At 49.4% G+C, this 21006-nt stretch carries 20 protein-coding genes; 13 read left to right on the top strand and 7 right to left on the bottom strand.

Annotated features, from left to right (window positions below):
* Window positions 1-10 precede the first annotated feature (10 nt).
* Together aspS and hisD are read right to left on the bottom strand one after the other, a co-directional pair.
* The gene (gene aspS, locus OXN82_RS02355; protein WP_321212134.1) at window positions 11-1270 is read right to left on the bottom strand and encodes an aspartate--tRNA(Asn) ligase; all 1260 of its coding nucleotides are present in this window, start codon (window positions 1268-1270) and stop codon (window positions 11-13) included.
* A gap of 100 nt (window positions 1271-1370) precedes the next feature.
* Entirely contained in the window at window positions 1371-2645 is a 1275-nt protein-coding gene (gene hisD, locus OXN82_RS02350) for a histidinol dehydrogenase (protein WP_321211798.1), read from the bottom strand.
* Window positions 2646-2963: 318 nt separating this feature from the next.
* Between hisD and OXN82_RS02345 the strand changes: the two genes are divergently transcribed.
* The 13 genes from OXN82_RS02345 (at window position 2964) to xth (ending at window position 16478) form a co-directional block, all read left to right on the top strand.
* Entirely contained in the window at window positions 2964-3272 is a 309-nt protein-coding gene (locus tag OXN82_RS02345) for a UPF0058 family protein (RefSeq protein ID WP_147670984.1), read from the top strand.
* A gap of 143 nt (window positions 3273-3415) precedes the next feature.
* On the top strand, window positions 3416-4804 hold the full coding sequence (locus OXN82_RS02340) for a cyclic 2,3-diphosphoglycerate synthase (protein ID WP_321211797.1): 1389 nt from the start codon (window positions 3416-3418) through the stop codon (window positions 4802-4804).
* A 15-nt stretch (window positions 4805-4819) separates the two neighbouring features.
* Entirely contained in the window at window positions 4820-5350 is a 531-nt protein-coding gene (locus tag OXN82_RS02335) for a RimK/LysX family protein (RefSeq protein ID WP_048175109.1), read from the top strand.
* Between the two features lie 147 nt (window positions 5351-5497).
* A complete protein-coding gene (locus tag OXN82_RS02330) occupies window positions 5498-6310 on the top strand; it encodes a 4Fe-4S binding protein (protein ID WP_321211796.1) in 813 nt (270 codons plus the stop codon).
* A 125-nt stretch (window positions 6311-6435) separates the two neighbouring features.
* Window positions 6436-7656 (top strand): FprA family A-type flavoprotein, encoded by a 1221-nt coding sequence (locus OXN82_RS02325; RefSeq protein WP_321211795.1) that lies wholly within the window; start codon window positions 6436-6438, stop codon window positions 7654-7656.
* A gap of 3 nt (window positions 7657-7659) precedes the next feature.
* Window positions 7660-8073 (top strand): hypothetical protein, encoded by a 414-nt coding sequence (locus OXN82_RS02320; RefSeq protein ID WP_321211794.1) that lies wholly within the window; start codon window positions 7660-7662, stop codon window positions 8071-8073.
* Window positions 8074-8205: 132 nt separating this feature from the next.
* Window positions 8206-9843 carry a thermosome subunit alpha gene (gene thsA / locus OXN82_RS02315; RefSeq protein WP_321211793.1) on the top strand — a complete coding sequence of 546 codons (1638 nt, stop codon included), beginning with the start codon at window positions 8206-8208 and terminating at the stop codon, window positions 9841-9843.
* A gap of 136 nt (window positions 9844-9979) precedes the next feature.
* Entirely contained in the window at window positions 9980-11884 is a 1905-nt protein-coding gene (gene acs, locus OXN82_RS02310) for an acetate--CoA ligase (RefSeq protein ID WP_321211792.1), read from the top strand.
* A complete protein-coding gene (locus OXN82_RS02305; RefSeq protein WP_321211791.1) occupies window positions 11874-12170 on the top strand; it encodes a hypothetical protein in 297 nt (98 codons plus the stop codon). The genes acs and OXN82_RS02305 overlap by 11 nt, the downstream gene beginning before the upstream one ends.
* A complete protein-coding gene (locus OXN82_RS02300) occupies window positions 12163-12756 on the top strand; it encodes an acetate uptake transporter (protein WP_013295483.1) in 594 nt (197 codons plus the stop codon). Before OXN82_RS02305 ends, OXN82_RS02300 begins: the two co-directional genes overlap by 8 nt.
* A 235-nt stretch (window positions 12757-12991) precedes the next feature.
* Window positions 12992-13708, top strand: coding sequence for a DtxR family transcriptional regulator (locus OXN82_RS02295; protein ID WP_321211790.1), 717 nt, complete (start codon window positions 12992-12994; stop codon window positions 13706-13708).
* A gap of 39 nt (window positions 13709-13747) precedes the next feature.
* Complete coding sequence (gene feoB, locus OXN82_RS02290; protein ID WP_321211789.1) at window positions 13748-15658, top strand: ferrous iron transport protein B; 1911 nt, start codon at window positions 13748-13750, stop codon at window positions 15656-15658.
* Window positions 15659-15704: 46 nt separating this feature from the next.
* Entirely contained in the window at window positions 15705-16478 is a 774-nt protein-coding gene (gene xth, locus OXN82_RS02285; protein WP_321211788.1) for an exodeoxyribonuclease III, read from the top strand.
* A gap of 6 nt (window positions 16479-16484) precedes the next feature.
* On the opposite strand, the gene OXN82_RS02280 is transcribed toward xth, so the two are convergent.
* The 5 genes from OXN82_RS02280 to OXN82_RS02260 form a co-directional block, all read right to left on the bottom strand.
* The gene (locus tag OXN82_RS02280) at window positions 16485-17306 is read right to left on the bottom strand and encodes a hypothetical protein (protein WP_321211787.1); all 822 of its coding nucleotides are present in this window, start codon (window positions 17304-17306) and stop codon (window positions 16485-16487) included.
* Complete coding sequence (locus tag OXN82_RS02275) at window positions 17303-18865, bottom strand: YifB family Mg chelatase-like AAA ATPase (protein ID WP_321211786.1); 1563 nt, start codon at window positions 18863-18865, stop codon at window positions 17303-17305. The genes OXN82_RS02280 and OXN82_RS02275 overlap by 4 nt, the downstream gene beginning before the upstream one ends.
* Before the next feature lie 60 nt (window positions 18866-18925).
* On the bottom strand, window positions 18926-19606 hold the full coding sequence (locus OXN82_RS02270; protein ID WP_013295477.1) for a TIGR02253 family HAD-type hydrolase: 681 nt from the start codon (window positions 19604-19606) through the stop codon (window positions 18926-18928).
* A 177-nt stretch (window positions 19607-19783) separates the two neighbouring features.
* Window positions 19784-20449, bottom strand: a complete 666-nt coding sequence (gene polB2 / locus OXN82_RS02265) for a DNA polymerase PolB subunit 2 (protein ID WP_321211785.1) — start codon at window positions 20447-20449, stop codon at window positions 19784-19786.
* A 42-nt stretch (window positions 20450-20491) separates the two neighbouring features.
* A complete protein-coding gene (locus OXN82_RS02260) occupies window positions 20492-20875 on the bottom strand; it encodes a 30S ribosomal protein S8e (protein ID WP_013295475.1) in 384 nt (127 codons plus the stop codon).
* Between the last annotated feature and the right edge of the window lie 131 nt (window positions 20876-21006).

The following is a 21006-nucleotide window of genomic DNA, read 5'->3' as shown; positions in this document are numbered from 1 at the left end:
ATGCTATCACCTAAGGTGTGAGTCTCCTCCTGTCCCTCGGGAAGAGCACGGTCTCCCTTATGTTATTCACACCGGTGAGGGTCATGTTGAACCTTTCAGCCCCGAGACCCCAGCCTGCGTGGGGTGGCATTCCGTACTCAAAGGCTGCAAGGTAGCTCTCAAAGGAGTCCGGGTTCAATCCCTGCCTCCTTATCTTCTCAACCAGGAGGTCATGCTGGTGGACCCTCATGGCACCTGAGGATATCTCAAGGTCCCGGTACATGAGGTCGAATGCATAGCTTCTTTCAGGATCGTTTTCATCTGGCATCACATAGAACGGCTTTATTGCGGTTGGCCATGAGGTTATGAAGTAGTAGCCGTCCATGACCTCACCAAGGGCCTTCTCAGCAGCCCTTGGAAGATCCTCACCGTGTTTCATTGGGACTCCCCTGGAATTTACCAGTTCAACTGCCTCATCGTATTCCAGCCTCTCGAAGGGAGTTTCGGGCACCTCAAGGGTCCTGCCCAGGGTTTCAAGGGCATCACTGCAGTGCTCGTTAACATCCTCTATGACCCTCACAACCAGCCTTTCCAGTATCTTCATGACATCCTCGTGGTCAACGAAGGAGGCCTCTATGTCGATGGATATGACCTCGTTGAGGTGCCTGAGGGTGTCGTGCTCCTCTGCACGGAATATGGGTGCTATCTCATAGACACGGTCAAGGCCCGTTGACATCATCATCTGCTTGTAGAGCTGTGGGCTCTGTCCCAGGAAGGCCTCCCTTTCAAAGTAGGTTATGGGGAAGAGTTCAGTGCCCCCCTCTGTTGCAGATGCAACAAGTTTGGGGGTGTTGATTTCAAGGAAACCATTCTCTTCAAGGAATACCCTGACTGAGTGCAGCATCCTGCTCTTTATTTTAAATATTGCACTCACTGATGGTTTTCTGAGGTCAAGGAACCTGGCGTCGAGCCTTGTATCTATCTCGGCCTTCACCTTCTCTGTGGGGTCAAGTGGCAGTGGCTGCTTTGATGGGTTCAGAACCCTCAGGAATGATGGTATTATCTCAAAGCCGCCAGGGGCCTTATCTGATTCCTGCACCCTTCCCCCGAATGCCACAACAGATTCCTTTTTGAGCTTTCTAATGGATTTGAAGAGGTCCTTCTCAATCTTCTTGCTGGGTGCTGTTATCTGGATGAGCCCGTCACGGTCCCTGAGGAGCACGAATATTATTCCTCCAAGGTCCCTTATCTCATGGACCCATCCCATGACAGTGACTTCCTCTCCATCCATTTCAGGTTTTATGTCCTTTGAGTAGTGAGTCCTTCTAAGATCTCCAAGTAACAATCAGATCACCTCTTGTCGCTAAGTGAATTATCAGAGTAAATTCAGGTCACCTCTCAAGTCTCCTGCGGAATGACTCGGCATGGGCATAGAGGCCCTCGTATTCAGCAAGACGCAGGACTGTGTCCTGGATGTTCCGGAGCCCCTCCCTGGTTATCATCTGCACCGTTGGTTTTTTGAGGAATGACTCCGTTGATAGGCCAGAGTACATCCTGGCGCAGCCAGACGTTGGCAGCACGTGGTTGGTCCCTGAACCGTAATCCCCTGCCGCCACAGGTGAGAGGTCACCCAGAAATATGGATCCTGCGTTACGGATACCCTTGAGTGTTTTTTCAGGAGAATCCGTCATTATAACAAGGTGCTCAGGGGCGTAGGTGTTGCTGAAGTCCACGGCCCCGTCAATATCCTCAGTTAAAACTATCATTCCGTATCTTTCAAGGGACTCCTCTATGATATTGGCCCTTTCCATGTATTTAATATTTTCACGTACCTTCCCATCCACCCTGGCTGCAAGATTCTCTGAGTCTGTCACAAGGACACTTGCAGCCTGGGGGTCGTGCTCTGCCTGTGCCAGTATCTCGAGGGCAATGTACTCAGGGTCTGCAGATTCATCTGCAATTATGAGTACCTCTGATGGGCCTGCCGGAAAGTCTATGTCCACTTCACCGTATACCAGTTTCTTTGCTGCGGTAACAAATATGTTCCCGGGTCCCACAATCTTATCCACCGCCCCGATTGTCTCTGTACCGTAGGCCATTGCAGCCACCGCCTGGGCGCCCCCCACACGGTATATCTCATGTGCACCTGCAATGTCGGCCGCCACAAGGACAGCGTCGGGAACCGAGCCATCGGATGCCGGGGGTGTGCAGCACACTATCCTTTCAACCCCTGCTATCCTGGCCGGTATAACGGTCATGAGTATTGTTGAGGGGTAAACGGCCCTTCCACCGGGTATGTAGCAACCCACACTGTCAAGGGGCCGCACTATCTGCCCTGCGCTGACCCCGGGTCTGATCTCGTCCATCCACTCAGAGGGCAGCTGGAGCCTGTGGAACTCCTCAATGTTCCCTGCAGCTTCAGTGAGCGCTTTCCTGACCTGGGGGTCCAGGTTTTCATGGGCCGCCTCTATTTCCTCCTGACTGACAGTGAGGCTTTCAGGTGAGACGCCATCAAATTTCTCTGTGAGTTCCCTGAGGGCCACATCACCACCCTCTCTCACCATTGAGATGATATCTGCCACCGGCCCCAGGACCTCATCAACATCAATCCTTGCTCTCTCAACAAGCTCATCGACTCTTTCATGATCAAATTCTATTATCCTCATGAGGATGATCCTCCATGGAAAAGTTAAGGTGAATGGTTAGTTTTATGGATCCATCACTTTTAAGAATTTGCAGACGATAAGCCACGCCCGCACATGATTAATAATTTAAAAAGTTTCAGTAATATAAAACTTTATTTATCAGTTTTAACTTAACTATGGGAAGATGAGAGAAGATATTCAGGGATATCCGCCGATCTGCTGTAATTTTTACATTAATTCATATTATATCTTTAATTTTGATAAAGGGGCTGTCCCTCCACCAAAATTTTTAAATAATAAATTTAATACACACTTATAAGGAGACTGAGGCTGGTAACCATGTATAAGGACGAAATGATACAACTGCACCAATTTCTGGTATATGTTCTGAAGTACCTCGAGAATGGATACGATATAAAGGATGAATGCGAAGAGTACTTCTCCCTCAACATCAGCCCCCACCACATCCACCGCACAAAGGCCGAACATAAATACGCTATTTTTGTACTCTCAAGCGCCATCTCCGAGATCCTTGCAAAAAAGGAAGGGCACAACCTCCCACCAAATGTTGTAAATGGCCTCTCAGAACTTGCAAAGCGGTCAAGGAAGGAAGTCGTGAAGATGGAAGCCAAACTGGAGGCAAAATAGACCATCAATCCATTCTCCAAAATCTAAATTTTTCTAATTTAGATATGGTGCCAGCCAGAAACCAACTATAAAATATTCGTTTAATCCATCTAAACCAACTATTTTAATATTCCCTTCAACTTATATCATAAACGGTGTTTTTTATGAAGGCCACAGAAAGCATGATCTGTCTTGTTGATGGAGAGCACTACCTCCCTGTGACAAGGGCGGCTGTTGAGACCCTTGACTCAATGGAGCACATTGATGTCAGGGCACTGATCTTCATCGGGGGAACCGAAAAACTCAGGACATCATCACCTGAGGAGTACACCGAGATGATGGGAAGACCCGTTTACTTCGGTGATGATCCCCACAGGATACCCTATGACCTCATAGCCAGGCTCATCAGAAAGTACGGTGCAGACACGGTTATGGACCTCAGCGATGAACCCGTCCTGGACTACTCAAAGAGGTTCAGGATAGCATCGGTTGTCCTTGAGGAGGGTGCTGTCTACAGGGGCCCTGACTTTGAGTTCCAGCCCCTCACAGAATATGATATACTCAAAAAACCGTCCCTCAAGATTCTCGGGACAGGTAAGAGGATAGGTAAAACCGCTGTATCCGCCTATGCTGCCCGCCTGATCCATGAACGTAAATACAACCCCTGTGTTGTGGCGATGGGTCGGGGGGGCCCTGAGGAGCCTGAGATAGTCAGGGGTGACAGGATAGAAATAACCCCAGAGTTCCTGATGGAGCAGTCAGACAGGGGGGTTCATGCAGCCTCTGACCACTGGGAGGACGCCCTCATGAGCCGGATACTCACGGTTGGCTGCAGGCGCTGCGGTGGCGGTATGGTGGGGGATGTGTTCATAACCAACATGAAGAGGGGTGCTGAGACAGCCAACAGCCTGGACGCCGACTTCATAATCCTCGAGGGAAGCGGGGCTGCAATACCTCCAGTGAAGTCCAACAGACACATAGTCCTTGTTGGCGCAAACCAGCCCATCATAAATATAAAGAACTTCTTCGGGCCCTTCAGGATAAGGCTGGCGGATCTTGTGATACTCACAATGTGCGAGGAGCCCATGGCAGATGATGAGAAGGTTAAGGAGATCGTTGAGTTCATAGAATCCGTGAACCCAGAGGCAGAGGTTGTGACCACAGTCTTCAGGCCAAAGCCACTGGGGGATATCAGCGGAAAGAATGTCCTATTTGCAACCACCGCCCCCGACTCTGTGAAGGATATCCTGGTTGAATACCTTGAGTCTGAGTACCGCTGCCGGGTCGTCGGGACAACCCCACACCTTTCAAACAGGCCGCTACTCCAGCGGGACATTGAGAGGTACATAGATGACGCTGATGTGATGCTTACAGAACTCAAGGCGGCTGCGGTTGATGTTGCAACGAAGGACGCCCTTGAGGCGGGGCTTGAGGTCATCTACTGCGACAACATACCCATTGCGCGGGACGGTTCCCAGGATGAACTTGATGACGCCATAATCAGGGTGGTGGAGAGCGCCATAGCTGACTTCAACCTCAGAAGAACCCCATAGGGAGCAGGTGGTATATTGGATGACTCCGAGATCAGGAAACTCTTGAGGTTCACCCTCAGTGAAAAGAGGGTTATAGAGGAGCTTCAGATACCCCCTGATGCATTCATACCCCTCCTTTTTTCCATCAGGTATGGTGGTGACTGGAGCCTCAGGAAGAACTCCGGGCGTTTCATGGCTGTGAAGGAGAAGGTCACCCGCTTTGATGAGGATGAGATGACAGGGCGGACCCTTGAGATAGTTTACCTCTTCCTGAATCCCAGGGTGGTGAGGGAGGAGGGTACCGTTTACCGGCTCGAGAAGTGCGGCTCAAAAAATGAGAGGGAACTTGTAAAGAGACCCTACCGGGTCGTGGTGGATGGTGATTACATCCTCAGGGCTGTGCTTGATCCCCTTGATTTTAAGATTAAACTTAAGAGGCTCAGGAAGCCCCTTAAATTCACAGGTTCAGGGGCCTATGGTGTTTCACATGAGATGGAGCACCTTGAGGGCAGGGAGTCCCGGGGAACCCCATTCTGGGAATTCGAATATGAAATAGAGGACGATTAAATTTCAGGAAAGTACCAGAAAAACCCCCCAGAATTCAAATAATGAAATAGAGAACGACTGAAATTTTCGATAGAAATGCCCTGAACCCACACACCAATATATTCATATATGTAAATATAAGAATATGGTTATGGATGGTGATGAACAGTGAAGAACAAAAACTCTGGCTGCTGTGAAGATACAGCCGCAGTCAATGGTGAAAAATGTGAATGCAGCTGCAGCTGCGGGTTTCTGGAGTATCCTGATGAATGCAGGGTTCCGGAGCCGGAAGATCCATCAGAAAAGGCAGGCGATGAATTCATAGGTCGCCTTGAAGAATATGCACGTTCACTTGGCATCAATAATATTGGCTACGCCAGGCTGACACCCGATGTTATCCTTGCCGGTGACCCTCCCTACCGGAATGCCGTGGTACTCACAGTGGACATGGACGACGATGCCGTGCTGACTCCCCCAGGCAGAGAGGCGAGGGAAATGAATGACAGGCTATACCAGAAACTTGCGGACTTAACCTTCAGGGTGGCTGATTACCTCAGGATTAACGGATATGGTGCCATGGCCATTCACCCCATGAGCGGCCTCATAGACCTCCCCCTCCTTGGACAGGATGCAGGTATAGGTTTTAAGGGCAGGAACGGTCTTCTTATAAGCCCAGGGAAAGGCCCGGCCCAGAAGATATCGGCGATCCTCACAGGAATATCGGACCTTCCCTATGGTTCCGGTGACCATGAATGGATACCCTCCTACTGCAGGAGATGTGGCAAGTGCATAAGGGCCTGTCCACAGGACGCCCTAGTGGAGGTTGAGACGTGCTGCGGATCCACGGTTCTGCTACTTGATGATAGATGCACCGGCTGCAGTGATGGATGCACCCGCTGCATAGAGAGCTGCCCATTCTACAGGAAGGACTATGAAGATATAAGATCAGCATTTAAGAGAGCAGCGAAAACTCAAGGGTAGACTATCTGGCTTACTATTCAGCACCTATCAGCTCATCAGCAAAACAGCTCCAAGAAAAACCCGGCCATAAAAAAATGCCATAATTTAATAATAATGGCAGACATAACTGGTACATGGTGTATAAGATGAAGGCTGATGCAGTAAAGATTGCAGATGGTGTCTACTGGGTTGGTGTCATGGACTGGGATATACGGAACTACCATGGCTACACCCTTGGAGGCACAACATACAACGTGTACCTCGTCTTTGGAGACGATAAGGTCGCCCTTATTGACAACACATACCCTGGAACATCCCCCCAGATGTTTGGAAGGATAAGTGACGCCTTTGAAAGGGAGGGAAGGGATGAAAGTATAGACCTCATAATCCAGAACCACATAGAGAGGGACCACAGCGGTTCAATCCTGGAGGTATGGAAGCGCCACAGACCAGAAATAATCTGCACAGAAAAGGCCTCTGAGGGACTAAGGGAACACTATCCCATCCCCGATGAAGCCGTATTTAAAACCGTTAAAACAGGGGACTCCATTGACCTCGGGGGAAAGACCCTAACATTCCTTGAGGCCCCCATGCTCCACTGGCCAGACAGCATGTTCACCCTCCTTGGTGAGGATGGGATCCTATTCTCAAATGACGCCTTTGGCCAGCACCTCTGCATCAGCAGAAGGTTCGACACCGACGTTCCTGAAGCCGTGCTGATGGACGCGGCCATGAAGTTCTATGCCAATCTGCTAACACCACTATCACCCCTTGTGCTCAGGAAGTTCAGTGAAGTAAAGGACCTTGGGCTTCTCGAGAAGATCAGGATGATCGCACCATCCCACGGGCAGATCTGGACAGACCCCATGAAGATCATAGAGGCATACACGGCATGGGCAACAGGGGAGTGCAGGGATAAGGCCACGATAATCTATGATACCATGCACTACTCAACCAGAATACTTGCACATGCACTCGCAGAGGGGCTCATGGCCGCAGACGTGGATGTTTCAATGCACTTCCTCCACGAGGATGAAAGGAGTGAAATCGTAAAGAACATCCTTGAAAGTAAGGCTGTATTCATTGGAAGCCCCACAATGTTCAACGGGCCATTCCCGAGTCTCGGGGACATAATGTACTACCTCAAGGGGCTCACATTCGATAGAACCGGATTCAGGAGGCTGGCAGTTGTATTCGGATCAAAGGGATGGGGTGGAGGTGCAGTGAGGACACTCAAAGACGAAATCAGCGCCGCAGGGTTTGAGGTTGCAGAGACCCTTGAGGTCAGCTACGTGCCGGATGATGATGACCTGGCACGCTGCTACAGCATCGGAAAATCGATCGGCAAAAGGATAAAGGAGATGTAACTGATGAAGTCCGTTAAATTTAAGGGAAGCCATGACCCTGAGAAGAAAATCGTTGTGAGCCTCTTCTGGACGGTTCGAAAGACCATAAGGGAGGAGGGATGCGCCCCTGTAAGGATCAAAAAGATCAGAACATCAAAGAACACCTATGAACCCGAGGGCAGGAAACTCCTCAAGCTCTCAGATGAGATCATGGATGATATACTCGGTGATATTGAGAGGGGTAAAACGGTTGAATTTGAGATGACGATGGGTGAGGAGTCACTGAGGGTCTGGATTGACGCTGAGGGCTTTGCTGTTGAGGCATCAAAGACACCTGAACTTGAGGAGGAGATTGTTGAAAAGATAGAACATGAGACCTCAAAGCTGACACCTGACTTCTGCCAGACATTCCTTCCAAGGATCTTCCCCAACCAGTAGAAACTCGAACCATTCATTTTTTTCTTTCAGTTCACATCAACTGAAATACGGGCTGTAACTTGCATCCTGCACAAATTATTTATAGAACCTTAAACCCATCGATAATTGCATACTTATTTAAGAGGTGATTTAATGGCACAGGGACAGCAGCCCATATTAATATTACCACAGGGCACAAGCCGTTACGTTGGAAAGGAAGCTCAGAGAATCAACATACTTGCAGGTAAGGTTCTCGCAGAGACAGTGAGGACAACTCTCGGTCCCAAGGGAATGGACAAGATGCTTGTTGACTCACTTGGAGACATTGTGATCACCAATGATGGGGTTACAATCCTCAGGGAGATGGACATATCCCACCCTGCCGCAAAAATGCTTGTTGAGGTGGCAAAGACCCAGGAAGACGAGGTCGGGGACGGTACAACAACAGCCGTCATCATAGCAGGGGAACTCCTCAAGGAAGCCGAGAAACTCATTGAAATGGGTGTTCACCCAACAATAATAGCTGTGGGTTACAGACAGGCGGCCCTCAGGGCCCAGGAGATACTCGAAGATATATCCATCAAGGCAAGTGACAGGGACACCCTCATGAAGGTTGCGGTGACCGCCATGACAGGTAAGGGTTCAGAAAGGGCCAAGGAAAAACTGGCTGAACTCGTTGTGGATGCGGTCATGCAGGTGGAAGAGGATGGTGAAATCGACAGGGACAACATCAACATACAGAGGATACAGGGAGCATCGGTTAACGAGTCAAGAATAGTGAACGGTATAGTAATAGACAAGGCAAGGGCAGACACCTCAATGCCAAAGAGGGTCGAAAATGCCAGAATAGCACTCCTAAAGTACCCGATAGAGGTCAAGGACCTTGAAACCGACGCCAAGATAAGGCTGACAGACCCATCACAGATGCAGGCCTTCATTGAACAGGAAGAGCAGATGATCAGGGACATGGTGGATAAGATAAAGAGCTCCGGTGCAAACGTTGTCTTCTGCCAGAAGGGCATCGATGACCTTGCACTCCACTACCTCTCACGTGAGGGCATACTTGCACTCAAGAGGGTCAAGAAATCCGACATTAAACGCATCGAGAAGGCCACAGGCGCAAGGCTTGTTACGAACATTGATGACCTCACAGAGGACGACCTGGGAGAGGCCGGGGTTGTATACGAGAAGAAGATCTTTGATGATGTGCTGACATTCGTCGAGAACTGTAAGGACCCGAAGGCCATCTCCATAATCCTCAGGGGAAGCACAAAGCATGTTGCAGAGGAGATGGAACGTGCACTTGAGGACGCCATAGGCGTTGTGGCCTCAACCATTGAGGACGGCGAGGTTGTTGCAGGGGGAGGAGCACCTGAGGTGGAAATAGCAAGGAAACTCAGGGAATACGCTGACACCATAAGTGGCAGGGAGCAGCTTGCGGTCTCAGCCTTTGCAGAGGCCCTTGAGATCGTTCCAAAGACCCTTGCAGAGAACGCTGGACTCGACAGCATCGACGTCCTGGTGGACCTCAGGGCTGCCCACGAGGAGTCACCCTACATGGGACTTGACGTTTTCGATGGTGAAGTCGTTGACATGAAGGAGGAGGGTGTTCTTGAACCCCAGAGGGTCAAGAAACAGGCCATCCAGTCCGCTGCAGAGGCGGCTGAGATGATCCTCCGCATAGACGACATGATAGCAGCTAAGGGCTTTGATGTTTCATCAAAGGACGAAGAGGATATGGAAGGAATGGGCGGAATGGGCGGAATGGGCGGAATGCCCCCAATGATGTAACACCCAATAAATTTTTTTTCAATGCATTTAATAAAAATTATTAAATTACTATTATTTATCATGATTAATAATAGTAAAATATATAAGTCCAGAAAAACTTACTACTATCACCCAAGAAAAAATGGCGGTATGAAAAATGTCAAAGGATACCTCAGTTCTCCTGGAGGAAACAAGGGTCTTCAAACCACACTACACCATTGTGGAGGAGGCCCATATAAAAAACTGGGAGGCCGAGCTGGAAAAGGGAAAGGACCATGAGAAATACTGGGCCGAAAAGGCAAAAAGATTCGAATGGTTCAGGAAATGGGACAAGGTACTTGACGAGAGCAACAAGCCATTCTACAAGTGGTTCGTGAACGGCAAGATCAACATGACCCACAACGCCGTGGACAGATGGCTGGACACAGACAAGAGAAACCAGGTCGCCATTCTCTACGTGAACGAGAGGGGAGAGGAAAAGAAGCTGACCTACTATGAACTGCACAGAGAGGTCAACAGGACAGCAAATGCCCTGAAAAGCCTTGGAATCAAAAAGGGCGACGCCGTTGCAATGTACCTACCCATGTGCCCGGAACTCGTTATCTCAATGCTGGCCTGTGCAAAGATAGGGGCCGTGCACAGCGTCATCTATTCTGGTCTGAGCGTCGGAGCACTTGTGGAACGCCTCAACGATGCAAAGGCCAAGGTCATAATAACAGCAGACGGAACCTACAGAAGGGGTGGGGTGATAGAACTCAAACCAATCGTTGACGAGGCCATACTCCAGTGCCCCACAATAGAGACAACCGTTGTTGTGAAACACACAGACATAGACATAGAGATGTCAGATATAAGCGGACGCGAAATGCTGTTCGACAAGCTCATAGAGGGCGAGGAGGACCGGTGCGAGGCAGAGGTGATGGATGCAGAGGATCCCCTCTTTATACTCTACACCTCAGGAAGTACCGGGAAACCAAAGGGTGTGCTGCACACGACAGGTGGATACATGGTGGGGGTCGCATCAACCCTTGAGATGACCTTTGACATCCATAACGGAGACCTCTGGTGGTGCACAGCAGACATAGGGTGGATAACCGGGCACAGTTACGTTGTATACGGACCCCTCCTTCTTGGAACAACGACACTGCTCTATGAGGGGGCCCCGGACTACCCGGACCCCGGGGTCTGGTGGAGCATAGTCGAAAAATACGGTGTCACAAAGTTCTACACAGCCCCCACAGCAATAAGGCACCTCATGAGGTTCGGTGAAAAACACCCGAAACGCTACAACCTGGACTCCCTCAAAATCCTTGGAACCGTTGGTGAGCCAATAAACCCCGAGGCATGGATGTGGTACTACAGACACATTGGAAGGGAACGGTGCCCGATAATCGATACTTGGTGGCAGACAGAAACGGGAATGCACCTCATAGCGCCACTTCCTGTAACCCCCCTTAAACCGGGATCCGTCACCAAACCCCTCCCTGGTATCGAGGCGGATGTGGTTGACGAGAAGGGCAACCCTGTGCCACTTGGTAAGGGTGGATTCCTTGTAATAAAGAAACCATGGCCTGCAATGTTCAGGACACTCTTCAACGACGAGGAGAGGTACCTCAACGTATACTGGAAACAGATCCCCGGTGGAGTCTACACCGCAGGTGACATGGCGAGGAAGGACGAGGACGGCTACTTCTGGATACAGGGAAGATCAGATGACGTCCTCAACATAGCCGGGCACAGGATAGGTACAGCGGAGGTTGAATCCGTCTTCGTGGCCCACCCTGCAGTTGCCGAGGCAGCGGTCATCGGTAAGGCTGACCCCATCAAGGGGGAGGTCATAAAGGCATTCCTCATACTCAAGAAGGGCCATAAGTTAAACGCAGCCCTCATCGAGGAACTCAAAAGGCACCTGCGCCATGAACTGGGACCCGTGGCTGTTATCGGGGAAATGGTGCAGGTTGATAAGCTCCCAAAAACAAGGTCAGGAAAAATAATGAGGAGAATACTGAGGGCCAGGGAGGAAGGAAAGGACCTCGGTGATACCTCAACCCTTGAAGAATAGAATGACAGAGATTGAGGACTTCAAGATCGTGGAAGATGAGGTGATACCTCAACCCTTGAAGAATAGAATGACAGAGATTGAGGACTTCAAGATCGTGGAAGATGAGGTGATACCTCAACCCTTGAAGAATAGAATGACAGAGATTGAGGACTTCAAGATCGTGGAAGATGAGGTGATACCTCAACCCTTGAAGAATAGAATGACAGAGATTGAGGACTTCAAGATCGTGGAAGATGAGGTGATACCTCAACCCTTGAAGAATAGAAGGAGGCAAAAAAATGACTGAAAAAGAAGTGGTTATATCAGATAAAACTGCCAACCCGGCTCCCCTTGGACTTCTGGGCTTTGGTATAACCACTGTGCTTCTGAACCTGCACAACGCAGGGCTTTTCCCCATAAACAGCATGATACTTGCGATGGGGTTCGCCTACGGGGGTATAGCCCAGATACTGGCAAGTGTGATGGAATACAGGAAGGGCAACACCTTTGGTACTGTTGCATTCGGCTCATATGGACTCTTCTGGTGGTCACTGGTACTTCTGCTTGTGATCCCCAAACTGAAGTTCATTGAAACAGCCGGCAGTGCAGCGGCAGCAGCCGACCCTGTTGCAATGGCATCATACCTCTTCATGTGGGGCCTGTTTACACTGGTGATGTTCATTGCAACCCTCAAACTCAAGAGGGGCATACAGGTGATATTCATAAGCCTCGCAGTGCTCTTCTTCCTGCTCACAGCCGGTGAAATCACAGGTTCCACCATCATAACAACCATTGCAGGTTATGAGGGCATATTCACAGGGGCCGCTGCAATGTACGTTGGCCTTGCAGAGGTTATAAATGAAACCCATGGAAGGGATGTCCTGCCCATATGATCAGGGAAGGAACAACCCACCTTTTTCTTTTCTTTATATGTCAGAATGTGACACCAGGACCTCCAGAGAAACAAAACCCCCACAAATTCCTTCCAGATACACCACAATCAGAAACTCTAATTTTCACACCAGCACTTGATGATAAACTGCGAAAGACTTCTTACCGCCAACATTCAGAAAACCTTATATTGAATTAGGTTTAACTAAATTAACAGCAACCATTTAGGTGAACCTAATGAAGCATCTCAGCGAAAATATAGAGGAATACCTCGAAACCATCTACCGGCTATCAGAATCCAGTAAAAATGCCAGCACAACGAAAATATCAAAGGAAATGGGAATAGCCCCTGCCAGTGTAACCCAGATGCTTAAAAAACTTGATTCTGAGGGATATGTTAAATACTCCCCCTACCGAGGGGCGGTACTCACAGAAAAGGGGTACAGGATAGCCCGGAGAATAACAAGGAAGCACCGCCTTCTGGAGAGATTCCTCCACGATGTACTTGGAATCAGGAGGGACAGGATACACAGACAGGCCTGTGAGATGGAACATTCGCTCTCAGATGATGCAGAGAGGGCCCTCTGCCAGCTCCTCAACATGCCAGGTGAGTGCCCCGACGCAAACCCGATCCCTGCCTGCGACTTCAAATTCCAGACATGCGGGGAATGCATTGAACTGAAGGATGCAGATGTTGAGGAAATAGGGTGCCGGGAGGGTAACCTCAAATCACTCACAGAGATGGATGAAAAACAGGCCGGGAGGGTTTCCTTCATACGGGGGGACTACAGGGTTTTAAGGAGGCTCATGGACATGGGAATAACACTTGGAGCCCCCATAAGAATGATCAAAAGGGCCCCCCTCAGTGGGCCCATCGAGGTGGAGGTCCGCGGGTCAAGGGTGGCCCTTGGAAGGGATATAGCAGACAATGTATTCATAGATACAGAAAGCTGAATTTCTGTTAACCTAATTTCAACCGGGACGTGTTTACTGATGGAAAAATCTGAGATAACCGTTGCACTTGCAGGAAACGCCAATGTGGGTAAAAGTGTGATCTTCAACCAGCTGACAGGGTCAAACCAGATAGTCGGGAACTGGCCAGGAAAAACCGTTGAAAGGGCGGAGGGTTACCTTAAATTTCAGGGCCGGGACATCCACATAATTGACCTCCCAGGCATATACTCATTTTCAACCTACTCCATGGAGGAGATAGTCTCCAGGGAGTTCATAGTCAACGAAAAGCCAGATGTCGTCATAAACGTGCTTGATGCATCTGTCCTTGAGAGGAACCTCTTCTTCACGCTCCAGCTCATGGAGATGGAGGTCCCCATGGTTATCTGCATCAACCAGGTGGACATGGCCAGACAGAAGGGGATAGTGATAGACGAGAAGAAACTTGAGGGTGCCCTGGGTGTGCCTGTTGTATCAACGGTGGCGGTTAAGGGCCAGGGACTCCAGAAGCTCCTCAGGAAAACCCTTGAAGTGGCTGATAAGAAGATAAAACCAGAGGTCATAGAATACGGGGAGGAGGTTGAAAGCCGCATAAGAACACTTATGGAAGCACTCCCTGAAATTCCAGAGGGCTATTCAAAGAGATGGGTTGCCATAAAGCTCCTTGAAAACGACCCTGAAATAACCGCCATGATGCCATCCGACGTGAAAAAACTTGCAGCTGAACTTGCAGCCCAGGTTGAAAGGATACACAATGAGCCATCATTCTCTGTTATGGCCTCTGAGAGATACGCGCTCTCAAATATGATAGCAGCAGGGGCGCAGAAACAATCAGAGATAAAAACATCCCTCTCAGAGCGTCTTGACAGTTTCCTCACACACCCCATCTACGGTTACATCTCATCGGTCCTCGTTGTTGGAGGTCTCCTCCTCTGGACCTTCGTTGTGGGTGAATTCCTATCAGATACGCTCACCAATATATTCGGATTTTTCCAGCCAGTTGACCCCCAGTTCTCAGGTTCGATTGAATCCATAATATGGAACGGCGCCTTCGGGGGTATAGTGGCGGGTTTAACCCTCGTGATACCCTTCGTCATACCCTTCTACCTCATGCTATCCTACATCGAAAATTCGGGGCTTCTCACCAGGGTCGCCTTCATGATGGACGCCTTCATGAGAAAGATAGGTCTCCATGGCAAAGCCCTTATACCCCTTATACTCGGATACGGTTGCAGTGTACCGGCAATCGACAGTACACGGATACTTGAAACCCCCAGGGAGAGGCTCCTTGCAGCCTTTGCAATATCCTTCGCACCCTGCGCCGCAAGAACAATCCTGATACTTGGGCTTGTGGCCCTCTTTGTCAGTGTATGGTGGGCCATAGGGTTATACGCCCTGGACCTCCTCATAATATTCATAATGGGTAAACTTGCACTGAAGGCGCTTCCCGGGGAGACTACAGGCCTTATAATGGAGATGCACTCCCTCAAGATGCCATCCTTCAGGGTCATAGCAAGGCAGACCTGGACAAGGACAAAGTCCCTCATATACCTTGTATTCCCCATATACATAATCGGGAGCGCCCTCATACAGCTCCTCTACGCCCTCGGACTTTTAAATCCAGTAAGCAATATCATGGCTCCGCTCACAGCTGGCTGGTTACACCTACCGGTATTTGCCGGAATACTCCTGATCCTTGGGGCTGTAAGGAAGGAGTTCATCCTCCTGGGGCTTGTCTCACTGGTTGGAACAGATATTGGGGCGGCCCTTACAGCACCCCAGATCCTTGTACTCACCCTCGTGGGAATGCTCTACTTCCCCTGCCTTTCAACGATAGCAGTACTTGCACGGGAATTCGGGTGGAAATCCACATCCATAATAACCCTTGCAAACCTTGGAACCGCCCTCTTCCTGGGGGGCCTCTTTGCAAGGATACTGCCATTCATCATGTGATGATCAATACTTAAGGTGCTGAGGACAGAAATAATCCCGTGGTACCATGGCAGAAATCAAGATAATATCCTGGAACGTTAACGGTCTGAGGGCCGTATACCGTAAGGGCTTCCTTGACTGGTTCATGGACGAGAAACCGGATATCCTATGTCTTCAGGAGACCAAGGCGAGTCCCGACCAGCTCCCCAGAAGGCTAAGGCATGTCGAGGGTTACAGGAGTTTCTTCACCCCCGCAGAAAGGAAGGGATACAGTGGAGTCGCCATGTACACAAGGATACCCCCAAAATCCCTCAGGGAGGGCTTTGGTGTGGAGAGATTCGACATTGAGGGTCGCATACAGGTTGCGGATTTTGATGACTTTCTGCTCTACAACATATACTTCCCCAACGGGAAGATGTCAGATGAGAGGTTGAAGTACAAACTTGAATTCTATGACGCATTCCTCGAAGACGTCAACAGGGAACGGGACGCTGGCAGGAACACGGTGATATGCGGTGACTTCAACACAGCCCACAGGGAGATAGACCTGGCAAGGCCAAAGGAGAACAGCAACGTATCAGGGTTTCTACCGGTTGAAAGGGCCTGGATAGACAAATTCATTGAAAACGGGTACGTTGACACATTCAGGATGTTCAATAAGGAGCCAGGCCAGTACACATGGTGGAGTTACAGGACCAGGGCCCGTGAGAGAAACGTGGGATGGAGGCTCGACTACTTCTTTGTGAATGAGGAGTTCGCAAAGAACGTTAAAAGGTCATGGATACTCTCAGAGGTGATGGGCTCAGACCACTGCCCAATAGGACTTGAGATAGAGGTTTAATGATCTTCAGGTGCTACCCTCCCTTTTCCAGGCTGAAACAGCGGATATAACCTTATCAAGGTACCTCAGGGAGTCGCTGTGACTGCTCAGACCGTGGGCGAATTTACTGATAATGTTATCATCCTTTATTTCAATGTACAGGAGAATATCCTCAAGGATTTCATCCTCAGAGTAACTCTCAGGTGGCTCCATCCCCCATATATTCACGAGGGCCCATTCCCTGCTGTGGTCCCTCAGGTTTTCAAGGTCAAGTTCCTCCCTTCTGAAGACCCTCTCCTGCACATACCTCAGAATGTCCCTGTTCTTCAGTGCCCATATCCTGAAATCAGAATACTTATCCCTCAGATCAGGTAACAGGTCCTTTTTATGATTTCTGATCCTTATGAACTCCTCCTCTTCAGGGCTGGAATAAAGACCACCCCCTGATTTAAGATTCATTTTATTGGAGTTCTGAATCATCTCCCTTCCAGCCTCAAGGTGGAGTATTTCATCGTCACTGAGCCCCCTCCTCTCCATTCGTTCCTTCTGGGATTCAACCTCCCCCCTCCATTCCTCATACTTCAGGGACTCAAGTTCACGGATCTTAATCCTGAAGAGCCCTCCTATAACCTCAAGGGCCAGGAAGACCTGCCATGGCCTTCCCCTTCTGAGGAGGTTGAGGTACTGGGATATCTCAACTGCACTGGATGGGAGTGGCCTGATGCGTGCTGCAAGCCTCCCCGCCTCCCTGGGAAACAATGAGGGTAGGAGCTCAAGTACCGTCCAGACACCAAGGGATACAGCTGCAGCCACCAGCACATCAACCAGGAGCGGCTCCATAAGTATCATCCACTGTATTCCAGTATGGCCTTCTTGATTTCACGGTTGGTTTCAGCCACCACCTCAACCCTTCCCACAGAAACACCCTCGCCCTGCAGATGGGCCAGAAGCTGAGATGGGCTTATTGAGTCCTCAAAGTCCGCCAGAACACCCCCATCCTCCAGTGCAACCGTGAGGGCACCGTAGAGTTTAAGCACCCTCTCGGCACTCTCAGGTTCAGGGGTCACAACACGGAATGTCCTTACACTGTGATGCACCTGACTGATGTCGATATCCATCCTCTGGAGTGCTATGAGGACATGCTTATCAAGGGCCCTTTCAATGACCTCAAGGTCGATCCTATCCTTTTCCATGTTTATCCTCACTGCCTGGGCAATCTGTGCAAGGTCACGGGCATGCGCATAGCTTGGCTGCAGGCCCTCGCCGCCATCGGCAACTGGAGTGTACACCATCTTAATTCTTTCCACAACCTCTTCATCGTAATCCTCACCTGTGGCATCAAGGTTGCGCCTGAATACCTCCGCAACATTCTCAACAGGGGGGTTTCTGAGGAATATGTGGAGGGGCGCCCTCCTGAGGTGTGCCTCGTCCATTATGCTCACATCAAGGTTGGTTGAGAATGCGGGGATGAAGTGTGTGTGGAATATAACAGGAACCCCCCTTATGTATATGACGTCCTTCTTGTTCTCAAGGGGCACTATGAGGCGGTTGAGGATCACCTCATGGTCATCCCTCTGCCTTCCAAGGTCGTCAATGAGGAGCACTCCACCATTGGCCTTTATCAGGGGGGATGTCTCATACACACCCTTATTCATATTGTAGGTGGTCTCAAGTTCATTGAGGCTCAGTTCAGAACCTGTGAAAACGAATGGGGCGTGTATCTTTATCCAGCGGGGGTCATCCGGTTCTTCGGGACAGGGCTTGTGGAAGTCAGGGTCATATATCTGTATAACCCTCCCGCTGAACTCTATAAAGCGGGGAATCACAACGGGGGGTAGAAGGTCCGATGCCTTGCTTATGATGAAGGTTTTACCTGTTCCCGGAGCGCCATAAACAAAAAGCCCCTTCCCGATGGTGCATGACTCAACAAGACATTCCTTTGCATATGATAGGCCGACAACATCCCTGAAGGCCCTTTCAATAACCTCTGGGGGTATCTTTATTGGGAAACGGTTCCTGAGCTGTTTAGCCATCAGCTCAAAGTATCTCTCATAGGGCACAGGGGCCATTCCAATATAAGGGTTTTCCTCCATTACAAGGCGGGCCTTCTCAACCCCCCTCTTTGTCAGTGTATACTCAACACTGGAGAAGAGGAAGCTTCCGCCCACCTGGGCGCAGAAACCATCCTTCTCCATCTGGCCAAGGACATCCTCAATTATATCCAGGTGTATGCCGGTAATATCAGTTATTCGCTGGGTTTTAACCGTTCCGTATGTTAAAAGAATCTTCAGGACAAGGTCCCTCACAAAGAAGTAGGATAAACCCAGTTCCTCAAGTGTCTTTGGCTGTTTCAGCTCCTCAAAGAGTTCTACCATGTTTTCGTCGTGGTAGTAGTCATCACAGTTCATCACTCATCCCCCTATCCATGAAATCATGTCCATCCCCCCAAATAAATGTGGAGATCCTAACTAGAGAATCTCCTTAAGTTCGCTGATGTCATCGATGACCGTAACATCAAGGCCCCTCTTTTCAATGAGATCCCGTTCTTCATCTGTAAGCTCCGAGTTGACGAGTATGGCTGACATTCCCGCGTTGGTTGCCCCCAGTATGTCCTCATTGAACTTGTTCCCCACCATGATGGACCTTTCAGGTTTGCAGCCCATCCTTCTGAGGGCCTCCTCAAAGATCCTTATGTTTGGTTTCTCAAAGCCAACCTCATCTGAGGTGACGACCTCATCGAAGAAGTGGTGTATCCCGAGCCTTATCAGCTTCTCCCACTGCTTTATTGTTATACCGTTTGATATGACCCCCAGCCTGTATCCCCTGCTCTTGAGGTGTATGAGCGTTGATGTTGTATTGGGGAATGGCCGGAGAAGTGCGAATTTGACGTTGTGGTATGTTATCATTCCAAGGGCAATGAGAAGGGGTTTTTCCTCACCGAAAACCGTCTTTGTGAGTACATTGAAATGTTTATCATAGTTGGAGCCCTTCTCAGCGATTATCTCCCTCAGAAGTTTGTATGCCTCATCCTGTGTCAGGGGTAAACCCGCATCTATCATTACATTCAGGGCAGCCTTTCTTGCAAGTTTGGCAAATCCTGATGTGTCATAGAGGGTGTCATCAATATCAAAGAAAACCGCCTTCAGCATCTTCCCACCTTACTCTCTGTAATGAAACTCTATAGTTAATCAATTATAACAGTGTTGGTTTCTCTGCGGATAATATTATGATGTAAAATATATGTAAAACTGTTCTGCCTATAACTCTGAGCGGAGGTCCAGAACATACAATAGAAATCTCAGATGAAAAAATAAAGTTCCTGTTTTCTAGAAAAAGGCATCGAGGCTGCTCTGCCTTTCGCCACATGAGAGTGAATTTATATCCTCTGTGGAGTAGCCGAGAGATGACATTATTCTTGATACAGCGGCCATGACCTGGTTTTCAATGTAATAGTCCGGGTCGTACTCCAGGCCCTCAGCATCCTCAAGTGGGAAGGCCCTCTGACTTATGGGGCCCCTTCCCTTAACTATGATGTACCTGATTATGGATCCCCGCTCAATGCGTCTTCCCTTCTCAAGGGATCGTTTTGCGGCGATGACATGTGGGCCTATCTGTTTGTACTCAGAGAGGTCCCTTGTTATCTGGGTGTGGATTGCAAGGTCATCCAGTTCCACCTCGCCGCCCCTTATGCGCCGTACAACATCCCTTATTATCTTTCTAGCCTTCTCAGGGGATCCGTCTCTTAGAATGGCCATTAAAACTTTTTGCTGGGTCTTTTTAGCTATCGGTGCCCAGTCACGCCTCACAAGTTCAAGACCCTTTGCAACAATCGTGTCATCCTCTATTAAGGCGTATCTCTTTTTTGTTACGAAGAAGCCCCTCCTGTAAAAGCCCTCAAATTCCAGCTCCATGCCCTCAGGCAGGTTGCTGTTTATGTGTTTGAGGAACCTTTCCACCTGGGATAGTATCTCGGCCTCAAGGTTATCTGACATATAACACCCCATGGGTCCGGTTGAGGGGCTCTGGTGGGAAATCTATTCCTTTATAAGTACGCCGTTTATTACGCCGTCCTGTCCAGGCCTGGATGTGACCCTCACGTTTCCAAGGCTGGTTTCAACAACAGCGCCCTTTGTTATGATGTTCCTTCTCACAAAGTGGGGGTTTGCTGTGTTCTCAACAACATTCCTTATCTCTGCAACCTCAACCTTACCTGTTTCAGGATCAACAACGTTTATCTTGGTATCTGCAGCGAGCCTGACCTTGGTGTTGCCCCCACGTGTCCTTATCATCCTGACACGCCTGTCACCGATCTTTGTCTCGGCGGGTTCCCTTCCAAGTTCGTATTTCCTCTTTCCGCGGTTCATCTTGGCTCTTCCACCGCTTGGTTTCTTCATTGATTTACCTTGCCAGATTGCCATTATTTCACCTCAATCTAAGTCTCTATCAGAATCAGTAATGCTGAGTTTAAGAAACTCAGTGACTCGGTATAGATAAATTTATCTATAGTATAGGATCCCCCATTTAAAAAGATTGTGCTTCCAGGGTATGC

Origin of the sequence: Methanothermobacter sp. DP, assembly GCF_026692625.1 — an archaeon.
Taxonomy (GTDB): Archaea; Methanobacteriota; Methanobacteria; order Methanobacteriales; family Methanothermobacteraceae; genus Methanothermobacter; species Methanothermobacter marburgensis.
The sequence above is the reverse complement of the archived record's forward strand: the minus strand, read 5'-3'. Positions and strand labels throughout refer to the sequence as shown.